A 17419-nucleotide genomic window follows, 5' to 3' on the forward strand; every position below is an offset into this window, starting at 1 on the left:
TTCCTGTGACGCAAGGCTCGCGCCCGGTTCAGCTTTGCCACGGCGGCGGGCGTTTGCCGAAAAAGGCGGCAAGTCCGGCTTGCGCCTCATCGCCGTCCCAGACCGCGACGAGGTCCTCGACCGTCTGCTCGATCACCGCCGCGTCGATCTGCGCGCCAAGCCGGTGACAGAGCCGCTTGGCCGCCGCCACGGCAGCGGGGGCGCAGTGCAGATAGCGCTCGACCTCGGTCTCGACCGCCGTGTCGAGGTCGCGGGCTGGCAGAGCTTCGGCCAGCAAGCCCAGCCGCACCGCCTCGGGCGCGCCAAAAATCTGCCCCGAGAAGAACATCCGTCGCGCCTGCCCCGCGCCGATCCGCGCCAGCACATAGGGCGCGATCGTCGCGGGAATGAGGCCAAGGCGCACTTCGGTCAGGCCAAAGCGCGCCTCCTCGGCGGCGAACGCAATGTCGCAGACCGAGATCAGACCGAGCCCGCCCCCGAAAGCATTGCCCTGAACCCGGCCGATCAGCGGCTTGGGGATCTCGTTCAGCGCCTTCAGCATCAGCGCCAGCGCGCGGGCGGCGCTGCGCCGCGTGGCGCTGTCCGCCGCCATTTGCTCTTGCATCCAGCCAAGATCGCCGCCCGCGCAAAAGCTTGGCCCTTCCGCCGCCAGCACGACGACACGGATCTGCGGATCGGCGCCCAGCATCTGCGCGGCTTCGGTCAGCTCGGCGATCATCTGGGCCGAAAGCGCATTGTGTTTGGCGGGCCGCGCCAGCTCAAGTCGCGCCAATCCGCGATCCTCTCGGGTGATGCGGATCGTCTTAAACATGCCCGTCCCCTCTCAGCGCACGGGCCAAGCTCGCGGCGCGGTCGATGATCGCGAGGTCGAGCCCGGTCGCATAGCCAGACGCCGCGAGATGGGCCGCGACCCGCTCGGTCGCGACATTGCCCTTGGCGCCCGGCGCGTAAGGACAGCCGCCCAGCCCGCCGACCGCCGCGTCAAAGACCCGCAGCCCGCGGGCCAGCGCCACGTCGATATTGGCAAGCGCATGGCCAAGCGTGTCGTGGAAATGCCCGGCGAGCCGTTCCGGCGGCAGCTCATCCAACACCCGCGCCAGCATCCGATCCACGCTTTCGGCCCGGCCATGGCCCAAGGTCTCGCCCAGACTGATCTCATAGCAGCCGAGATCGCGCAAAGCCGCGGCGACCCGCGCGACCTGATCGGGCGGCGTCGGGCCGTCGAAGGGGCAATCGGTCACGACCGAGACATAGCCGCGCAGAGGCACGCCGTCACGGCGCGCCGCCTCGGCCACCGGCGCCATTCGCGCCAAGCTTTCCGCGATCGAGGCATTGAGATTGGCGCGCGAAAACCCTTCCGAAGCGCTGGCAAAGATCGCGATTTCCGAGGCGCGGGCGGCGCGCGCCCGGGCATAGCCGGTCATATTCGGGGTGAGCGCGGCATAGCTCACCCCCTCGTGGCGCGAGATCCCGGCCATGACCGTCTCGGCATCGGCCAGCTGCGGCACCCATTTCGGGCTGACGAAACTGGTAACCTCGATGCGCCGAAACCCCGCCGTCGAAAGCAGATCGACCAGAGCGATCTTGTCCGCCGCCGGGATCAGCCGCTTTTCGTTTTGCAGCCCGTCGCGGGGGCCGACTTCGAAGATTTCCGCGCGCTCAACCATGCGCCTCCTTCTCCTCAAGCCGGATCAGCGCCGCCCCGGCCTCGACCTGATCGCCGGGCGCGGCCAGAACCTCGGCCACGCGTCCGTCGCGGCTGGCGCTGAGCATATGCTCCATCTTCATCGCCTCCAGTAGCGCGAGGCGCTCGCCCGCCTTGACCTCTTGCCCCGGCGTCACGAAAATCTCGCGCACCAGCCCCGGCATCGGCGACAAGGTCAGCCCCGCGCCGGAAACCTCGGTCTGACGCGCCAAGGGATCGAGCGGTTTGAGCGTGACCGGCACGGTGCCGAAGACGCTGACCGCCGCCGCGTGATGGACGAGCCGCAAGGGCGTCGGCGCGCCATCGACCCACCAGCGGTCATTCGCAAAGCGCAGCTCATGGCTGACTTCGTCCAGATGCAGCCGGAACAGGCCGGGCGCCGGGATCTCGACATGGGCATGACCGCCCTCCCAGTCGATGCGCTGGCGCAAAGGTTGCCAGAGCGCGAAACCTTTGGTCCAATCGGGCGGATCAAGTCCGGCATCATCAAGTCCGGCGAGCCCCAAGGCCGCCAAAGCCACGGCGCGGCTGTCGGGGCTGAGTGGCTGGGTCAGCGCCGCGAGATCGCGTGTGATCAGCCCGGTATCGACCTCGCCCCGGCGAAAGCCCGGATGGCGGGTCAGCGCGATCAGGAAATCGAGATTGGTGATCGTGCCCGCGACCTCGGTCGCCTCGAGCGCGCCTTGCAGCGCCTGCAAAGCCAGCGCGCGGGTCGGGCCCGAGGTGATGATCTTGGCGATCATCGGATCATACCAAGGCGAGATCTGATCGCCCGGCCGCACTCCGGTTTCAATCCGCGCCGTCGCCGGGAAAGCCAGATGGGCGAGCCTGCCGGTCGCGGGCAGAAAGCCCGCCGGAACATCCTCGGCATAGAGACGCGCCTCGAAGGCATGGCCCGTCGCGTGGATCTGGTCCTGATTGGCGGGCAAGGGCTCGCCTGCCGCGACGCGGAGCTGCCATTCGACGAGATCAATGCCGGTGATTGCCTCGGTCACCGGATGCTCGACCTGAAGGCGGGTGTTCATCTCCATGAACCAGAAGCCCTCCGGGCGCAGGCCCGCACTTGCGTCCACGATGAACTCGACCGTGCCCGCCCCGGCATAGCCAATCGCCTCGGCCGCGCGCACCGCCGCCGCGCCCATGGCCGCGCGCATCTCGGAGGTCATGCCGGGGGCCGGGGCTTCCTCGATGACCTTCTGGTGGCGGCGCTGGAGCGAGCAATCGCGCTCATAGAGATGGAGCGCGCGGCGGCCATCACCGAAGATCTGCATCTCGATATGGCGCGGGGTGAGGATGTATTTCTCGATCAAGACGGCGCTGTTGCCAAATGCGGTCGCGGCCTCATTTTGCGCGGAGGCGAGGCGATCGGCGAAATCAGCGGGCCGCTCGACCAGACGCATCCCCTTGCCGCCGCCACCCGCCACCGCTTTGATGAGCACGGGATAGCGAATGCGCGCGGCCTCATCGGCGAGCCGCGCGGGGCTCTGATCGGGGCCGTGATAGCCCGGCACGACCGGCACACCCGCCTCCGCCATCAGCGCCTTGGCCGCATCCTTGAGCCCCATCTTGCGGATCGCGCCCGCCGAGGGACCAATGAAGACGAGCCCGGCTGCCGTCACCGCTTCGACGAAATCGGGGTTTTCCGAAAGAAAACCATAGCCCGGATGGATTGCCTGCGCCCCGGTCTGCAAGGCGGCCGCAATCAAACGGTCGCCGCGCAGATAGCTGTCCTTGGGTGCGGGCCCGCCGATCGGCACGGCCTCATCGGCCAAAGCGACATGGCGCGCCTCGGCATCGGCTTGCGAAAAGACCGCGACCGTGCGGATGCCGAGGCGGCGCGCGGTCTGGATGATGCGGCAGGCGATTTCACCGCGATTGGCGATCAGGATCTTGTCAAACATGGCGATGCCTTTTGCGGGCGGGTGAGGTGCTTGTGGCGCGACCGGGGGCTTCGCGCCCCCGGACCCCCGCGGGATATTTCGGCATGAAAGACGGGTGTGGGTGGTGATGGGCTGGGGCGAAGGCGGAGTTGGACAATGGCAGGGCGGCGGCGGCGCGTTGGGTCATCGGCTACATCCGGAAGAGGCCGAAGCGGGTCGGCGCGATCGGGGCATTGAGGCTCGCACGCAGCGAGAGGGCGAGGACGGCGCGGGATTTGCGCGGATCAATGATGCCATCGTCCCAGAGCCGGGCCGAGGCATAGAGCGGATCGGACTGGCGGGCGAACATCTCGATCGTCGGGCGTTTGAACTCGGCCTCTTCGGCGGCGGACCACTGCCCGCCCGCGCGCTCGATCCCCTCGCGCCGAACGGTGGCGAGCACGCCTGCCGCCTGTTCGCCGCCCATGACCGCGATCCGGGCATTGGGCCAGGTCCAGAGGAAACGCGGGCCATAGGCGCGTCCGGCCATGCCGTAATTGCCTGCACCGAAGGAGCCGCCGACCAGCATGGTGATTTTCGGCACATTGGTGGTCGCAACCGCCGTCACCATTTTCGCGCCATGCCGCGCGATGCCTTCGCTTTCATATTTGCGCCCGACCATGAAGCCGGTGACGTTCTGGAGGAAGATCAGCGGGATATTGCGCTGGCTGCAGAGCTCGATGAAATGCGCGCCTTTTTGCGCAGCCTCGGAAAAGATCACGCCATTGTTGGCGATGAGGCCGACCGGGCAGCCCTCGATATGGGCAAAGCCCGTCACCAGCGTTTCGCCGAAGCGGGCCTTGAACTCGTCAAAGCGCGAGCCGTCGGTCAGCCGGGCGATGAGCTCGCGGATGTCATAGGGGGTTTTCAGATCGGCGGGCACGAGGCCCAGGATCTCTTCGGGATCATAGGCGGGCGGCTCGGGCGTTTGCCATTGGACCGTGCCGGGCAGATCGCGATTGAGATGGGCGACGGCGCGGCGGGCAAGCGCCAGGGCATGGGCGTCATCCTCGGCCAGATAATCGGCGACGCCCGAAAGCCGCGTATGGGTATCGCCGCCGCCGAGATCCTCGGCGCTGACGATCTCGCCGGTCGCCGCGCGCACCAAAGGCGGGCCCGCGAGAAAGATCGTGCCCTGCCCTTTGACGATGATCGTCACATCCGACATCGCCGGGACATAGGCCCCGCCTGCCGTGCTTGATCCCATGACCACCGCGATCTGGGCGATGCCTTTGGCCGACATCTGCGCCTGATTGTAGAAAATGCGGCCGAAATGGTCGCGGTCGGGGAAGACCTCGTCCTGATTGGGCAGGTTCGCCCCGCCGCTGTCGACGAGATAAAGGCATGGCAGGCGGCATTCTTCCGCGATTTCCTGCGCGCGCAGGTGTTTCTTGACCGTCATCGGATAATAGGTGCCGCCCTTCACCGTCGCATCATTGGCGAGCACCATGACCTCTTGCCCGTGCACCTGCCCGATCCCGGCGATCAGCCCGGCGGCAGGGGCCGCGCCCTCATACATGCCATGGGCCGCGGTCGCGCCGATTTCGAGGAAGGGCGAGCCGGGATCCAAAAGGTTCGCGACCCGTTCGCGCGGGGGCATTTTGCCGCGGGCGACATGGCGCGCCATCGCCTTGTCGCCGCCCCCTGCCGCGGCAAACTCGGCCGCCGCCCGGACGCCCTCTAGCAAGGCCAAATGAGCCGCGCGATTGGCGCGGAAGAGCTCGGATCCGGGCTGAACGGCAGAGGAAAGCTTCATCGGAGGCGCCTTTGCAATGGACCGGGAGAGCGGCGGGCGGGACGGTTTCTGCGGGCGCTGGGGCGGGCTGCCGCCCCGGGCTGGGCTTTACGCGGCATGGTGGCGGGGGGCTTTCGCGGTGCCTCCCCGTCGCCGTGCGGGCTCAGTTTTCCTGACGCTCATCGGCGAGATAGGTTTCGAGCAGCAGGGTCTGGCGCGCGGTCAGCTGCAACATGCAGCTTTCGACCGAGGGGCCTTGCTGGCTGCCGCCTTCCCATTGCGTCGCGTCAAAGGCGCAGGCGGAATCACGAAAGGCGATCCAGTTCTTTTCCATCTGCTGCAGCTTCGCAACCCGGGCCGGGGTCGATGCGGGATCATCGGCCTTTTGCGCGTCATCGGCTTTGCGCTGCTCATCCTGAAGCGATTTATAGGTATCGTTGAGCAAACCGTCCCAGCTCGAGCGCTCGAGCCCGAGGCATTGCACCATGCCCACTGTGGTCTGGCCCTTGGCATCCGACATGCATTTGTCCGAGGCCTGCCCGATACAGGCGGCGCGATCATCATAGCCCTTGTTGTGGTCGAGACAGCTCGACAGGATCTCCGGGTTGTAATCCGGCATGTCCGGGCCCTCGGCAAAGGCCGGAATGGCGAAGGCCGGGGTGGCAATGGCAAAGCCCGCGATCAAAAGTGCTTTCAACATCAGATCAACTCCAGAAGTTCACGCCCTATCAACATGCGCCGGATTTCCGAAGTTCCCGCGCCGATCTCCATCAGCTTGGCATCGCGGAACAATCGGCTGACGGGCGCATCATTCAGATAGCCCGCACCGCCCAGGGCCTGCACCGCCTGATGGGCCTGAACCATCGCCTGCTCGGAGGCGTAAAGCACCGCCCCCGCCGCATCCTGCCGCGTCACCCGGCCCGCATCGCACGCGCGCGCGACCTCGTAGACATAGGCACGCGCGGTGTTCAGAGCGACATACATGTCGGCGATCTTGCCCTGCATCAGCTGGAAGGAGCCGACCGGCTGGCCGAATTGGTGGCGGCTTTTGACATAGGGCATGACCTCGTCGAGACAGGCCGCCATGATGCCAAGGCCGATCCCGGAAAGCACGACCCGCTCGTAATCGAGCCCCGACATCAGGACGCGCACGCCGCGTCCGGGGTCTCCCAGCACATTTGCCGCCGGGACCGCGCAATTTTCAAAAATGAGCTCGCCGGTGTTCGAGCCGCGCATCCCTAGCTTGTCGAAATGCGGCGAGGTCGAAAAACCCGCCATGCCGCGCTCGATGATGAAGGCGGTGATGCCTTTCGCGCCGGCCTCGGGGTCGGTCTTGGCATAGACGACCAGCGTCTCGGCATCCGGGCCGTTGGTGATCCAGTATTTCTGCCCGTTGAGGATATAGTCCCCGCCGCGCTTCTCGGCGCGCAGCTTCATCGAGACGACATCCGAGCCCGCGCCGGTCTCGGACATGGCCAGCGCGCCGATCCGGCTGCCCGCGCACAGATCGGGCAGATAGCGCGCGCGCTGCGCATCCGTGCCGTTCAGCTTGAGCTGATTGACGCAGAGGTTCGAATGCGCGCCATAGGACAGGCTGACCGAGGCCGAGGCCCGCGCGATTTCCTCGGTCGCGACGGTATGGGCGAGATAGCCAAGCCCGGCGCCGCCCCAAGTCTCGGGCACGGTGATGCCCAGAAGACCAAGCGCGCCCATCTCGGGCCAGAGCTCGTTGGGAAAGGCATTCTCGCGGTCGATCCGGGCGGCGATCGGGGCGAGGCGTTCCTGCGCCCACCGCCGGACCATATCGCGGAGCGCATTGACCTCGTCGCCCAGATCGAATTCCAGAGCCGCCGTGAACATCGCCGCACCCTCCCGGGGAGTTATCGAACACTCGTTCATTTAAACTATGGACCAGTCATCTCTGAGGCGTCAACGCCGATCTTCGCCGAAAGATGCGGCGGCCCGACAGACACCTGAACAGACAGCCCCCCGGATCGGCGAAAAGCCTGCGGTGACACGGCGCGCGATTGACAAAAGAGCCCGCGCGGGCCACGCGGAAGCCATGACCCTGCCCGCTCGTTTCCCCTGCCGATCTGACCACGCATGGCGGCTTTTCCGGTGCCCGCGATGAAGCTTTGCCTTTTGCGCCATGCGCCGCTGCCGCCCGGCTCGGGCCTTGCCGGTCGCCGCGATCTTGCGGCGGTTCTCCCGCTCGCGCCCGAGCTTGCCGCTTTGCAGGCCCGCCTTCAGGCGCTTGCGCCGACGCGGATCTGGTCGAGCCCGGCCCTTCGCTGCCGCCAGACCTGCGCGGCGCTGGGGCTTGAGGCCGAGACCGATCCTCGCCTTTGGGAGCAGGATTTCGGCGCATGGGAGCAGCCCGGCACCGCAATCCCCGATCTCGGACCGCTGCCGCTTGAGGAGCTCGCCCGCCACCGCCCGCCCGGCGGCGAGAGCTTCGCCGATCTGGTCGCGCGCACCCGCCCCGCGCTTGAGGCGATGACCGGCACCGCGCTGATCATCGCCCATGCCGGAACCGTGCGCGCGGCGCTGTCGCTGGTGATCGGGCCTGCCGCTTTGTCCTTTGCGGTCGCGCCGCTGTCGCTCACTGTGATCGAGGGGAGCCCGGGCCAGTGGTCGGTCAGTTTCGTCAACTGGACCGCCCCGGAGCTAGTGCCCCATCCGCAGACCTCATAACCAACGTCCCATGAGCCCCCGATGAGCTTTCTTGCCGCCACGCTGACCACCGCTTTGACCGCCCTTGTGGTCGATGCCCTTTTTGGCTGGCCCGATGCGCTTTACCGCCGGATCGGCCATCCGGTCACTTGGCTCGGTCGCCTGATCTCGGCACTAGACCGGCGCTGGAACCAAGGCGACAACCGCCGTCGCAAGGGGTTGATCGCGAGCCTCGTCACCATCTTCGCCGCCGTTCTGCCTGCCGTCCTCTTGACGCTGCTGCTCGCTCCCCTGCCGGGCGGCGCGGTGCTTTTGGGGATCCTCGCCTGGCCGCTGGTGGCGAGCCGCTCGCTTTACGACCATGTCGCCGCCGTCGCCCGCCCGCTGGAGGCCGAGGACAGCGCAGGCGCGCGTCAGGCGGTGGCGATGATCGTCGGGCGCGACCTCGACGACCGCCCCGAGCCGATTGCCCGCGCCGCGCTGGAAAGTCTCGCCGAGAACGAATCCGATGGGGTGATTGCGCCGCTGTTCTGGGCGGCTTTGCTCGGGCTGCCCGGGATCGCGGCTTACAAGGCGATCAATACGCTCGATTCGATGATCGGCCATCTCAACCCGCGCTATGGCGATTTCGGGCGCTTCGCGGCGAAGCTTGATGATATCGTGAACCTGCCCGCCTCGCGTCTGAGCGGGGTGCTGATCGCTGTGGCCGCGCCCTCGCTGAGGGCCTTTGCGGTGATGCGGCGGGATGCGCGGCGCCACCGCTCGCCCAATGCCGGTTGGCCCGAAACCGCGATGGCGGGCGCGCTTGGCGTCCGGCTGTCGGGGCCGCGCAGCTATGGCGGGCGCGAATCATCCGAGCCGTGGCTGAACGAAAATGCCCGCGACCCCGGTCCGGCGGACCTCAGGCGCGGGCTGCAGATCTATCGTCGCTCGGTCGTCTTGATGGGGCTTTTGCTCGCCGCCAGCCTCGCCGCCGTGCTTTAGCTTTCCTCGAAGAAATCCGCAGGCGCGCGGCCACGCAGCTCTTGCGCCAGATCGCGACCCATCGCGGGACCTTCGCTCGCCGGACCACGCCGCTCAGCCGAGATCACTTCGGAACCGTCGGGGCGCAAGATCTCGCCGCGCAGCCACAGGCTTTCGCCCTCAAGTACGGCGAGCCCCGCGATCGGCGTCTGGCACGAGCCGTCAAGCTCGGCCAAGAAGGCGCGTTCCGCCGCGACCCGCAATGCGGTCTCGTGATGGTTGATCGCCCCGAGCAGCCTTGCCATCAGCGCATCGTCAGCACGGCGCTCGACCCCGATGCAGCCCTGCGCGACGGCGGGCAGCATTTCATCGGCGGAAATCGCGCCGCGCGCGGCATCGGTCATCTCCATCCGCGCCAGCCCGGCCATCGCAAGGAAAGTCGCAACAGCCACGCCGTCTTCCAGCTTTTTCATGCGGGTCTGAACGTTTCCTCGAAACTCGACGAGCGTCAGATCGGGGCGCACTGCCAAAAGCTGCGCGCGACGGCGCAGGCTCGACGAGCCCACGACCGCGCCTTGGGGAAGCTCGGAAATCGTGCCATAGGTCAGGCTGACGAAAGCGTCGCGGACATCTTCGCGCGGCAGGTGGCAATCGATCACCAGCCCCTCGGGTTGCAGCGTCGGCATGTCCTTCATCGAATGGACCGCAATGTCGATCTCGCCCGACAGAAGCGCATCCTCGATCTCGCGGGTGAAAAGCCCCTTGCCGCCAATCTCTTTCAGCGCGCGGTCGAGAATGCGGTCGCCGGTCGTCTTGATGACGACAATCTCGAACGCATCCTCGGCCAGACCATGCGCGGCCATCAGCCGGTCGCGGGTCTCATGGGCCTGAGCAAGCGCAAGCACCGAGCCACGCGTGCCGATGCGAAGGGGGCGGGAGGAGGAGGGCATCTGTTCCATGCGCCTGCCATATCGCCCCCCCGCGCCCTTGACAACCGGGACGGTCTGGCGATGAAGGACAGGCAAGGAGACACCATGACCCAGAAGACCATCCTGCGCGCCCTTGCTGGCGAGCGCCTGCCCGTCCCCCCGATCTGGATGATGCGTCAGGCCGGGCGCTATCTGCCCGAATATCGTGCGACGCGCGCTCAGGCGGGCGATTTCCTGTCGCTGTGCTATAACCCCGAGCTTGCCGCCGAGGTGACGCTGCAGCCGATCCGCCGCTATGGCTTCGATGCCGCGATCCTCTTTGCCGATATCTTGCTGTTGCCGCAGGCTTTGGGCGCGGATGTCTGGTTCGTCACCGGCGAAGGCCCGCGCCTCTCGACCATCACCGAGGCGGCGGGCGTGGCCGCGCTTAAACCAGCCGATGCGGTCCATGAGAAACTCTCGCCGGTCTATGAGACCCTGCGCATCCTGCGCCGTGAGCTGCCCTCTGAGACGACGCTGATCGGTTTTGCCGGCGCGCCCTGGACGGTCGCGACCTATATGGTCGCCGGTCGCGGCACGCCCGATCAGGCCCCCGCCCATGCCTTCAAAGCCGCCGATCGCGTGGCCTTTTCCGCGCTGATCGACAAGATCGCCGATGCGACGGTCGAATACCTCTCGGCGCAGGTCGAGGCGGGCGCCGAGGTCATCAAGCTCTTCGACAGCTGGGCCGGCTCGCTCAAGGGCCAGGATTTCGACGATTTCGCGCTGGCTCCGGCGAAAAAGATCATCGCGGCGCTGAAAGCGCGCCATCCCGGCCTGCCGATCATCGCCTTCCCGCGCGAGGCCGGTCCGCGCTATGTCGGCTTTGCCAAGGCAACCGGCGCCGATTGCGTGGCGCTCGACCAGTTCACCGATGCGAGCTGGGCCGCGGCGGAGGTCCAGAAGGACGGCTGCGTGCAGGGCAATCTCGACCCGCGCCTGCTGATCGAGGGCGGCCCGCGTCTGGTCTCTGAGACCAAGCGCATCGTCGAGACCTTCTCGCAAGGGCCCCATATCTTCAACCTCGGCCATGGCATCACGCCCGAGGCCGATCCCGAGAATGTCCATCGCATGATCGAGGCAATCCGGGGCTGAACCCAAGGCCGGGCCATGCGCCCGGCCTTTTCCATTCCGCGCCACCTTCCAACCAGAGGCTCCTTCCCATCAGAGGCGTCTCTCATTCCAAAGCACCTTTGCGCAAACCGAGGATATCATGGGCTGGATCCTTGCCACCCTCATCGCCGCCGTTGCCCAGACCGGGCGCAATGCCGCCCAGACCCAACTGACGCGCCAGATCGGCACCATGGGCGCGACCGCCGTGCGCTTCCTTTTCGGCCTGCCCTTCGCGCTCTTTTTTCTCGGCGCGGTCGCGCTTTTCGAGGAGATCCCCCTGCCCGGCGCGGCCACGCTTGGCTGGACCGCGCTGGGTGCGGTCGCCCAGATCGGCGCGACCGCCTTCATGCTTCAGGCGATGAACCTGCGCGGCTTTGGCGTCGTCACCGCGCTGACCAAGACCGAGCCGGTGACGCTCGCGCTGATGGGCGCGCTGATCTTTCACGAATATCTCGGGCCGATGCGGCTTGCGGCAATCGTCATCGCCACACTTGGCGTCGTGATGATGTCGGGGGCCACGCAATGGCGCGGCAATTGGTGGCCGATGTTTCTGGGCGTTCTGTCGGGCGCGCTCTTTGGCCTCTCCTCCATCGGCTTTCGCGGCGGCATCCTGAACCTGCCTTCGGGTGATTTTCTGGTGCGTGCAACCACGACGCTGGCGCTCAATCTGACGATGCAGACGGTGCTGGTGCTCTTGTGGCTGGGGCTCGCCAATCGCGCGGCCTTGCGCGGCATGGCCCAGCATTGGAAAAACTCACTCGGGGCCGGGTTCTTGGGCGCTTTCGCCTCGCAATTCTGGTTCATCGGCTTTGCGCTCGCCCCCGCCGCCAATGTCCGCACGCTGGCGCTGATCGAGGTGCCGATGGCGCAGCTCGTCTCGGGCCGGGTCTTCAAGCAAAAGACCTCGCCGCGCCAGCTCATTGGCATGGCGCTGATCGTGCTGGGCGTCGGGCTTCTGATCGCGGTCAGCGTCTAGGACGCGCTTTCGCTTTGCCCAATGGCCCGCGACAGGCTAACAGGGGCGGCATGAGCCTTCCCACCCTCTCCTCCGATCAGGCCGAAGCCTGGGACACCCTTGCCGCCGTGCTTGAAGAGGCCGGCATTGACCTGACCGCCGAAGAGATCCACCCGCCCGAGCCCGGCAAGGGCCGGGTCATCGCGGTGATCGGCAAGGCGGGCTCGGGCAAGACGCTTTTGCTGGCCGAACTGACCCGCGCGCTGAAAGACGCGGGCGTCGAGCTGATTTCGGGCGATTACGAGGGCAAGAAGAAAAAGGACCGCCGCACGGTCGCGGTTCTGGCCCCCACCAACAAGGCGGCTTTCGTTCTGCGGATGCGCGGCGTGCCCGCCACGACGATCCACCGCATCCTTTATACCCCGGTCTATGACCCCGAATATGAGCGGATCGCCGAATGGCTGGTCGGCGTCGGCGAGCGGCCGCAGATCCCCGAGCTGACCGAAGAGGCGCTCGACCGCGCCAAGGCCTCCTATGACCTCCATGCCTCGATCCCGGGCGCCTTGGCGGCGGCGGGCCTGCGCGGCTCGGACTTCATCCGGGGCTGGAAACGGCGCGAGGATCCTTTGGATGTCGGGCTGATCGACGAAAGCTCGATGCTCGACGAGCGTCAGTTCGAAGATCTGCGCGAGATCTTTCCGGTCCTGATCCTCTTTGGCGATCCGGCCCAGCTTGCTCCTGTGGGTCAGTCCGGCGAGATGGTCTTTGACCGGCTGGCGACAAGCCAAAAGCTGATCCTGCACCGCATCCACCGTCAGGCCGATGACAGCCCGATCCTTGATCTCGCCCATGCTTTGGCCGATCCCGCGCTGGATTTCGCCGGGTTCGAGCGCATGGTCCAAGACGCCGCCGCTCGCGATCCGCGCGTGGTCTGGGCCGAGCGCGTTGACAGCGATCTCATGGCGCAAAGCCCGGTTCTGGTCTGGCGCAATGCGACCCGCGTCAAGCTGATCCAGGCCTTCCGCACCGCTTACGGCGCGCCGCCCGATGCGCTTTTGCCGGGCGAGCCCTTGATTTGCGACGGGCTCGAGCTGCCCCTCAAGCACCGCAAGAAGCGCATTGATCTTGAGGCGCGCGGGCTGATCAAGGGCGCGCAGGTCGTCTATCTTGGGCCCGGCCGCAAGCCCGGCTTTTCGCGCCTCCATGTCATCGGCGCCGAGGATCCGCGCCTTTCCGCCGCCTCGATCGTCAAGATCGAAATGCCCGATGTCGAAGAGCCGTTCATCCCCTTCCCCGCACCCATGGGCGCGGCCTTCCTGCATGGGGCGGCGGTGACGATCCACAAGGCGCAGGGCAGTCAATGGCCCGATGTCCAGATCTTCGCCCCCGACATTTCCGCCGCCGCCTGGTCGAACCGGACCGAGGCCGGGATCCCCTTGTGGAAGCGTCTGGCCTATGTCGGCATCACCCGCGCACAAGAGCGGCTTTTCTGGGTCGTGCGCTCGCGGCTGGCGCGGCCCTCGGGACCGCTCTCGATCGAGCATCTGCCGCAGGCGGCGCCGCTGCTGGAACTCAAGGCGCAGAGCGACGAGGACTAGCGCCCCCGGCCCTACGGCCCCGATCAGCGCCGCGCTTCGGCCTTGGTGAGTTGGCGTTTCAGCCGGATCTGATCGACGCGCACGGCAAAGGCCTCGTTCAGGGCCTCACGCGGCAGCCCGGTCTCATGGGAAAGCCGCATCAGCCCGAAATGGACCCGCGCCAGCTCTTGATAGAAGCGGGTGAAGGCATAGTTGATCGAGGCCCCGGCGACGGCGCCAATGATCGGCGTCGCCTGCGCCGCAAGCTTCTGGCCAAGCGAGATCGAGAGCTTCGGCGCGACTTTCGAGATCAGCCCCTGCAGGCTCGGCCCGGTGATCGAGAGCCGCGCGGCCAGTAGACCTAGATCGGTGCCGTCATCCTCGGCCAAGGGCCCGGCTTGGGCAAAGATGCGCAAAGCCTCGTAACGGACCTCGTCGGAATGGGGATCAAAGCCATGCTCGACGGCGATTTCCATAATGGCGCGCAGCAGAAGCGTGATGGTGATCGGCAGCTCGACCATCGCGCCGGGCAAGCCCGCGATGCCGCCCGCCGCGCCCGAAGCCGTCGAGATCAGCCGGTTGAACCATTCGCCGCGATCCCCGATCAGCCGACGCGAGCGGAAGGCCGCGTCGAAGGCGCGCGAGAGCCCGGCCAGAACGATCCGGTCCATGCGCTTCCGAACCGGCCCGGGCAGGCGGTCGAGCAAAACCTCGGCCTTGCCACCGACGGCGCTCATCACCTCCATGGCAAGCCCGCCCGCTGCGAGATAGCGGCGCGCCAGCCGGTCGATTTCGGCGTGAACGGTCGGATCGGTGATCGGCGGCAGAATCGCCGGGTCAGGCCTTGCGGGTCTTGTCTCGGTCATGGGTTGCGGCCTCGGTCCTTTGTCTCTCGGCAGCTGTCTCAGAGCGCAGCGCGGCGCGAGGCTCTCCCTCGATGAAGGCGACCGGCTTGCAAGAGGCGCGCAGACTGGGCGTCTGACCGATCTCGGCAAGCCCGGCGAGCACGTCGGGATGGGTCTCTCGCGTCACGGCGCCCCGCACATCAACCCATGCGCCGGGCTGAAGTTCCAGACCAAGCACACGGTCGGGGTTGGTGGGGGGCGGCATTTCGACGCCCTCGAGCTTGGTAAAGCCGAAACGCTTGTAATAGGGCGCGTCGCCGACAAGCATCACCCGCGCCCAGCCCATCGCTTCCGCGCGGTGCAGGCTTTCGCGCATCAGATAGCCGCCGAGCCCCTCGCCCTGCGCGATCGGATGGACCGCAACCGGCCCGAGAAGCAGCACCAGCGCGTCACCCACGCGCACCGGCCAGTAGCGGATGGCGGCGGTGACGGCGTCGGCTTCATTGCGCAACATCAGGCAGAGTTCGGACACCGGCGGCACGCCGTCCCGAAGACGATAGGAGGACAGCGCCGTCCGGCCCGGCGCGAAGCACAGGTCATAAAGAGCCTCCACCTCCGGCGTATCAGCCGGTGTCTCGGGGCAAAGTTCGTACATTGCGCCTCCCGCTTGGATCGACCCGCCCTATCATGCAATATGCAGCGCGAAAACCGGCGCGGGTCGGCTTGCGCGAATGAATGAACCCCGGCCCAAACGACTTTGGACGCGGTTTGTCAAGCGATGATGCCAAGCCCTAGGCCAGCAAGGAGAAAAGAGGCCATGTTCTACAAACCTCAAGACGGTCACGGCCTGCCTCACAATCCGTTCAACGCGATCGTGGCGCCCCGTCCGATCGGCTGGATCTCGACCCGCAGCCTGCTTGGCGACAATCTCGCCCCCTATTCTTTCTTCAATGCGACGGCCTATACGCCGCCTCAGGTGATGTTCGCCTCGACCGGGCAGAAATCCGACCGCGACGGCAGCAAGGACAGCGTTTCCCAGATCGCAGAGTCGCGTGTCTTTTGCGTGAATATCGCCGATGGCGAGATGCGCGATCAGGTCAATGCGAGCTCGGCCGCCTTTGCGGCGGGGACCGATGAATTCGCGGCCTGCGGCATCGAGAAGGCCGAATGCGAGACCATTGATTGCCCGCGCGTGGCGCGTGCGGCGGCCAATCTCGAATGCCGCATGACGCGAATCATCCGGCAGGCGGGCGAGGCGAATTTCCTCGTCCTCGGCGTTGTCACCGGCATTCATCTGCGCGAAGACTGCATTCGTGACGGCAGGTTCGACCTTTCCGCAAAAGGTTGGCTGGCGCGTCTGGGCTACAAGGATTACACCGCCGTCCGCGAAACCTTCGAAATGGAGCGCCCATGAGCCCCCGCCACGCGCAAAAGAGCGTCAAGGATTACATCCGCACGATTGTCGATTTCCCGAAAGAGGGAATCATCTTCCGCGATGTGACGACCCTGTTTCAAGATGCCCGCGGCTTCCGCATGGCGGTCGATCAGCTGCTTTCACCCTATGCGGGCGAGCAGATCGACAAGGTCGTGGGGCTTGAGGCGCGCGGCTTTATTCTCGGCGGGGCCGTGGCCCATCAGCTGACCGTGGGCTTCGTGCCGATCCGAAAGAAGGGCAAGCTGCCGGGCGCGGTTCTGAGCGAGGCCTATCAGCTCGAATATGGCGAGGCGGTCATGGAGATCCATGACGATGCGATCAAACCGGGCGAGCGCGTGCTGATCGTCGACGACCTGCTGGCCACCGGCGGCACCGCCAAGGCCGCGATCAAGCTGTGCGAGCGTCTGGGCGCCGAGGTCATCGGCTGCGCTTTCGTGATCGACTTGCCCGATCTCGGCGGGCGCAAGCTGCTGGAAGACGGCGGGGTCGATGTGTTCTCGCTGGTCTCTTACGACGGCGCATGATCACAGTTCGGGGCCCGTCCCTTGTGGCGCGGCCCTGACGCAGCTAGGGACAGGGCATGACCGAGAAACCGAAGCTCACCCTCTATCTCGCGGCGCCGCGCGGCTTTTGCGCCGGCGTCGACCGGGCGATCAAGATCGTCGAACTCGCGCTCAGCAAATGGGGCGCGCCGGTCTATGTGCGCCACGAGATCGTCCATAACAAATTCGTCGTCGACAGCCTGCGCGACAAAGGCGCGGTCTTTGTCGAGGAATTGTCGGAATGTCCCGATGACCGCCCGGTGATCTTTTCGGCGCATGGCGTGCCGAAATCGGTCCCGGCCGAGGCGCGTGCGCGCGAGATGGTCTTTGTCGATGCGACCTGCCCTCTGGTCAGCAAGGTCCATGTCGAGGCCGAGCGCCATCATCAGGCCGGGCTTCAGATGGTGATGATCGGCCATATCGGTCACCCGGAAGTGCTGGGCACCATGGGCCAATTGCCCGAGGGCGAGGTCATTCTGGTCGAGACCGTCGAGGATGTGGCGACACTGGCGCCGCGCGATCCCGAGCGTCTGGCCTTCATCACCCAGACCACCCTGTCGGTCGATGACACCGCCGCCATTGTCGCGGCCCTGCAAGCGCGCTTTCCCGCGATCATCGGCCCGGCCAAGGAAGACATCTGCTACGCCACCACCAACCGACAGGCGGCGGTCAAGGCGATCGCGCCGAAAATCGAGGCGCTTTTGGTGATCGGCGCGCCGAATTCCTCGAATTCGCGGCGTCTGGTCGAGGTCGGAAAGGCCTCGGGCTGCGCCTATAGCCAGCTCGTGCAGCGTGCTGAACATATCGACTGGCGTGCACTCTCGGGGATCCGCAGCGTTGGCGTCACCGCCGGGGCGAGCGCGCCCGAAGTGCTGATCACTGAGGTGCTCGATGCCTTCCGCGAGCGCTTCGACGTGACCATCGACATCGTCGAGACCGCGCGCGAGAATGTCGAATTCAAGGTGCCCCGCGTCCTGCGCGAGGCGTGA

Annotated in this window: 16 protein-coding genes and 1 pseudogene; 8 read left to right on the forward strand and 9 right to left on the reverse strand. The window is 66.4% G+C overall.

The annotated features are described in order from the left end of the window. Positions 1-28: 28 nt before the first annotated feature. The 6 genes from JCM7686_RS11870 to JCM7686_RS11895 form a co-directional block, all read right to left on the reverse strand. Entirely contained in the window at positions 29-811 is a 783-nt protein-coding gene (locus tag JCM7686_RS11870) for a crotonase/enoyl-CoA hydratase family protein (protein WP_020951067.1), read from the reverse strand. Continuing rightward, complete coding sequence (locus JCM7686_RS11875) at positions 804-1667, reverse strand: hydroxymethylglutaryl-CoA lyase (RefSeq protein ID WP_020951068.1); 864 nt, start codon at positions 1665-1667, stop codon at positions 804-806. Before JCM7686_RS11875 ends, JCM7686_RS11870 begins: the two co-directional genes overlap by 8 nt. Next, positions 1660-3606 (reverse strand): ATP-binding protein, encoded by a 1947-nt coding sequence (locus JCM7686_RS11880; RefSeq protein WP_020951069.1) that lies wholly within the window; start codon positions 3604-3606, stop codon positions 1660-1662. The genes JCM7686_RS11875 and JCM7686_RS11880 overlap by 8 nt, the downstream gene beginning before the upstream one ends. A gap of 169 nt (positions 3607-3775) precedes the next feature. Continuing rightward, entirely contained in the window at positions 3776-5380 is a 1605-nt protein-coding gene (locus JCM7686_RS11885; RefSeq protein WP_020951070.1) for a carboxyl transferase domain-containing protein, read from the reverse strand. Positions 5381-5522: 142 nt separating this feature from the next. Beyond that, entirely contained in the window at positions 5523-6059 is a 537-nt protein-coding gene (locus tag JCM7686_RS11890) for a lysozyme inhibitor LprI family protein (RefSeq protein ID WP_020951071.1), read from the reverse strand. After that, a complete protein-coding gene (locus JCM7686_RS11895) occupies positions 6059-7219 on the reverse strand; it encodes an isovaleryl-CoA dehydrogenase (protein ID WP_020951072.1) in 1161 nt (386 codons plus the stop codon). Before JCM7686_RS11895 ends, JCM7686_RS11890 begins: the two co-directional genes overlap by 1 nt. 243 nt (positions 7220-7462) lie before the next feature. Between JCM7686_RS11895 and JCM7686_RS11900 the strand changes: the two genes are divergently transcribed. Continuing rightward, complete coding sequence (locus JCM7686_RS11900; RefSeq protein ID WP_041527323.1) at positions 7463-8053, forward strand: histidine phosphatase family protein; 591 nt, start codon at positions 7463-7465, stop codon at positions 8051-8053. A gap of 21 nt (positions 8054-8074) precedes the next feature. Next, positions 8075-9016, forward strand: a complete 942-nt coding sequence (cbiB, locus tag JCM7686_RS11905; protein ID WP_020951074.1) for an adenosylcobinamide-phosphate synthase CbiB — start codon at positions 8075-8077, stop codon at positions 9014-9016. Here cbiB and hemC read toward each other — a convergent pair. Next, a complete protein-coding gene (gene hemC / locus JCM7686_RS11910; RefSeq protein ID WP_407946425.1) occupies positions 9013-9954 on the reverse strand; it encodes a hydroxymethylbilane synthase in 942 nt (313 codons plus the stop codon). The genes cbiB and hemC overlap by 4 nt on opposite strands. Positions 9955-10029: 75 nt before the next feature. Between hemC and hemE the strand changes: the two genes are divergently transcribed. The 3 genes from hemE (at position 10030) to JCM7686_RS11925 (ending at position 13629) form a co-directional block, all read left to right on the forward strand. Continuing rightward, positions 10030-11058: a uroporphyrinogen decarboxylase gene (hemE, locus tag JCM7686_RS11915; RefSeq protein WP_041527324.1), complete on the forward strand. Its 1029-nt coding sequence runs from the start codon at positions 10030-10032 to the stop codon at positions 11056-11058. A 118-nt stretch (positions 11059-11176) separates the two neighbouring features. Next, the gene (locus JCM7686_RS11920) at positions 11177-12052 is read left to right on the forward strand and encodes a DMT family transporter (protein WP_020951076.1); all 876 of its coding nucleotides are present in this window, start codon (positions 11177-11179) and stop codon (positions 12050-12052) included. Between the two features lie 50 nt (positions 12053-12102). Beyond that, complete coding sequence (locus JCM7686_RS11925; protein WP_020951077.1) at positions 12103-13629, forward strand: ATP-dependent DNA helicase; 1527 nt, start codon at positions 12103-12105, stop codon at positions 13627-13629. Between the two features lie 23 nt (positions 13630-13652). Here the strand turns inward: JCM7686_RS11925 and JCM7686_RS11930 are convergent, their stop codons facing one another. Both JCM7686_RS11930 and JCM7686_RS11935 read right to left on the reverse strand, forming a co-directional pair. Continuing rightward, the gene (locus JCM7686_RS11930; protein WP_020951078.1) at positions 13653-14474 is read right to left on the reverse strand and encodes an EcsC family protein; all 822 of its coding nucleotides are present in this window, start codon (positions 14472-14474) and stop codon (positions 13653-13655) included. 154 nt (positions 14475-14628) lie between these two features. Further along, positions 14629-15108 (reverse strand): annotated as a pseudogene (locus JCM7686_RS11935) (GNAT family N-acetyltransferase); the annotation flags it as partial. A gap of 162 nt (positions 15109-15270) precedes the next feature. On the opposite strand from JCM7686_RS11935, the gene JCM7686_RS11940 reads away from it, so the two are divergent. Genes JCM7686_RS11940 through ispH form a run of 3 tightly spaced genes read left to right on the forward strand, consistent with a single transcriptional unit; the run spans position 15271 to position 17419 of the window. After that, a complete protein-coding gene (locus tag JCM7686_RS11940; RefSeq protein ID WP_020951080.1) occupies positions 15271-15867 on the forward strand; it encodes a flavin reductase family protein in 597 nt (198 codons plus the stop codon). Continuing rightward, on the forward strand, positions 15864-16412 hold the full coding sequence (locus JCM7686_RS11945) for an adenine phosphoribosyltransferase (protein WP_020951081.1): 549 nt from the start codon (positions 15864-15866) through the stop codon (positions 16410-16412). Before JCM7686_RS11940 ends, JCM7686_RS11945 begins: the two co-directional genes overlap by 4 nt. 56 nt (positions 16413-16468) lie before the next feature. Beyond that, entirely contained in the window at positions 16469-17419 is a 951-nt protein-coding gene (gene ispH, locus JCM7686_RS11950; RefSeq protein ID WP_020951082.1) for a 4-hydroxy-3-methylbut-2-enyl diphosphate reductase, read from the forward strand.

The sequence above is a fragment of the Paracoccus aminophilus JCM 7686 genome (genome assembly GCF_000444995.1).
Taxonomy (GTDB): domain Bacteria; phylum Pseudomonadota; class Alphaproteobacteria; order Rhodobacterales; family Rhodobacteraceae; genus Paracoccus; species Paracoccus aminophilus.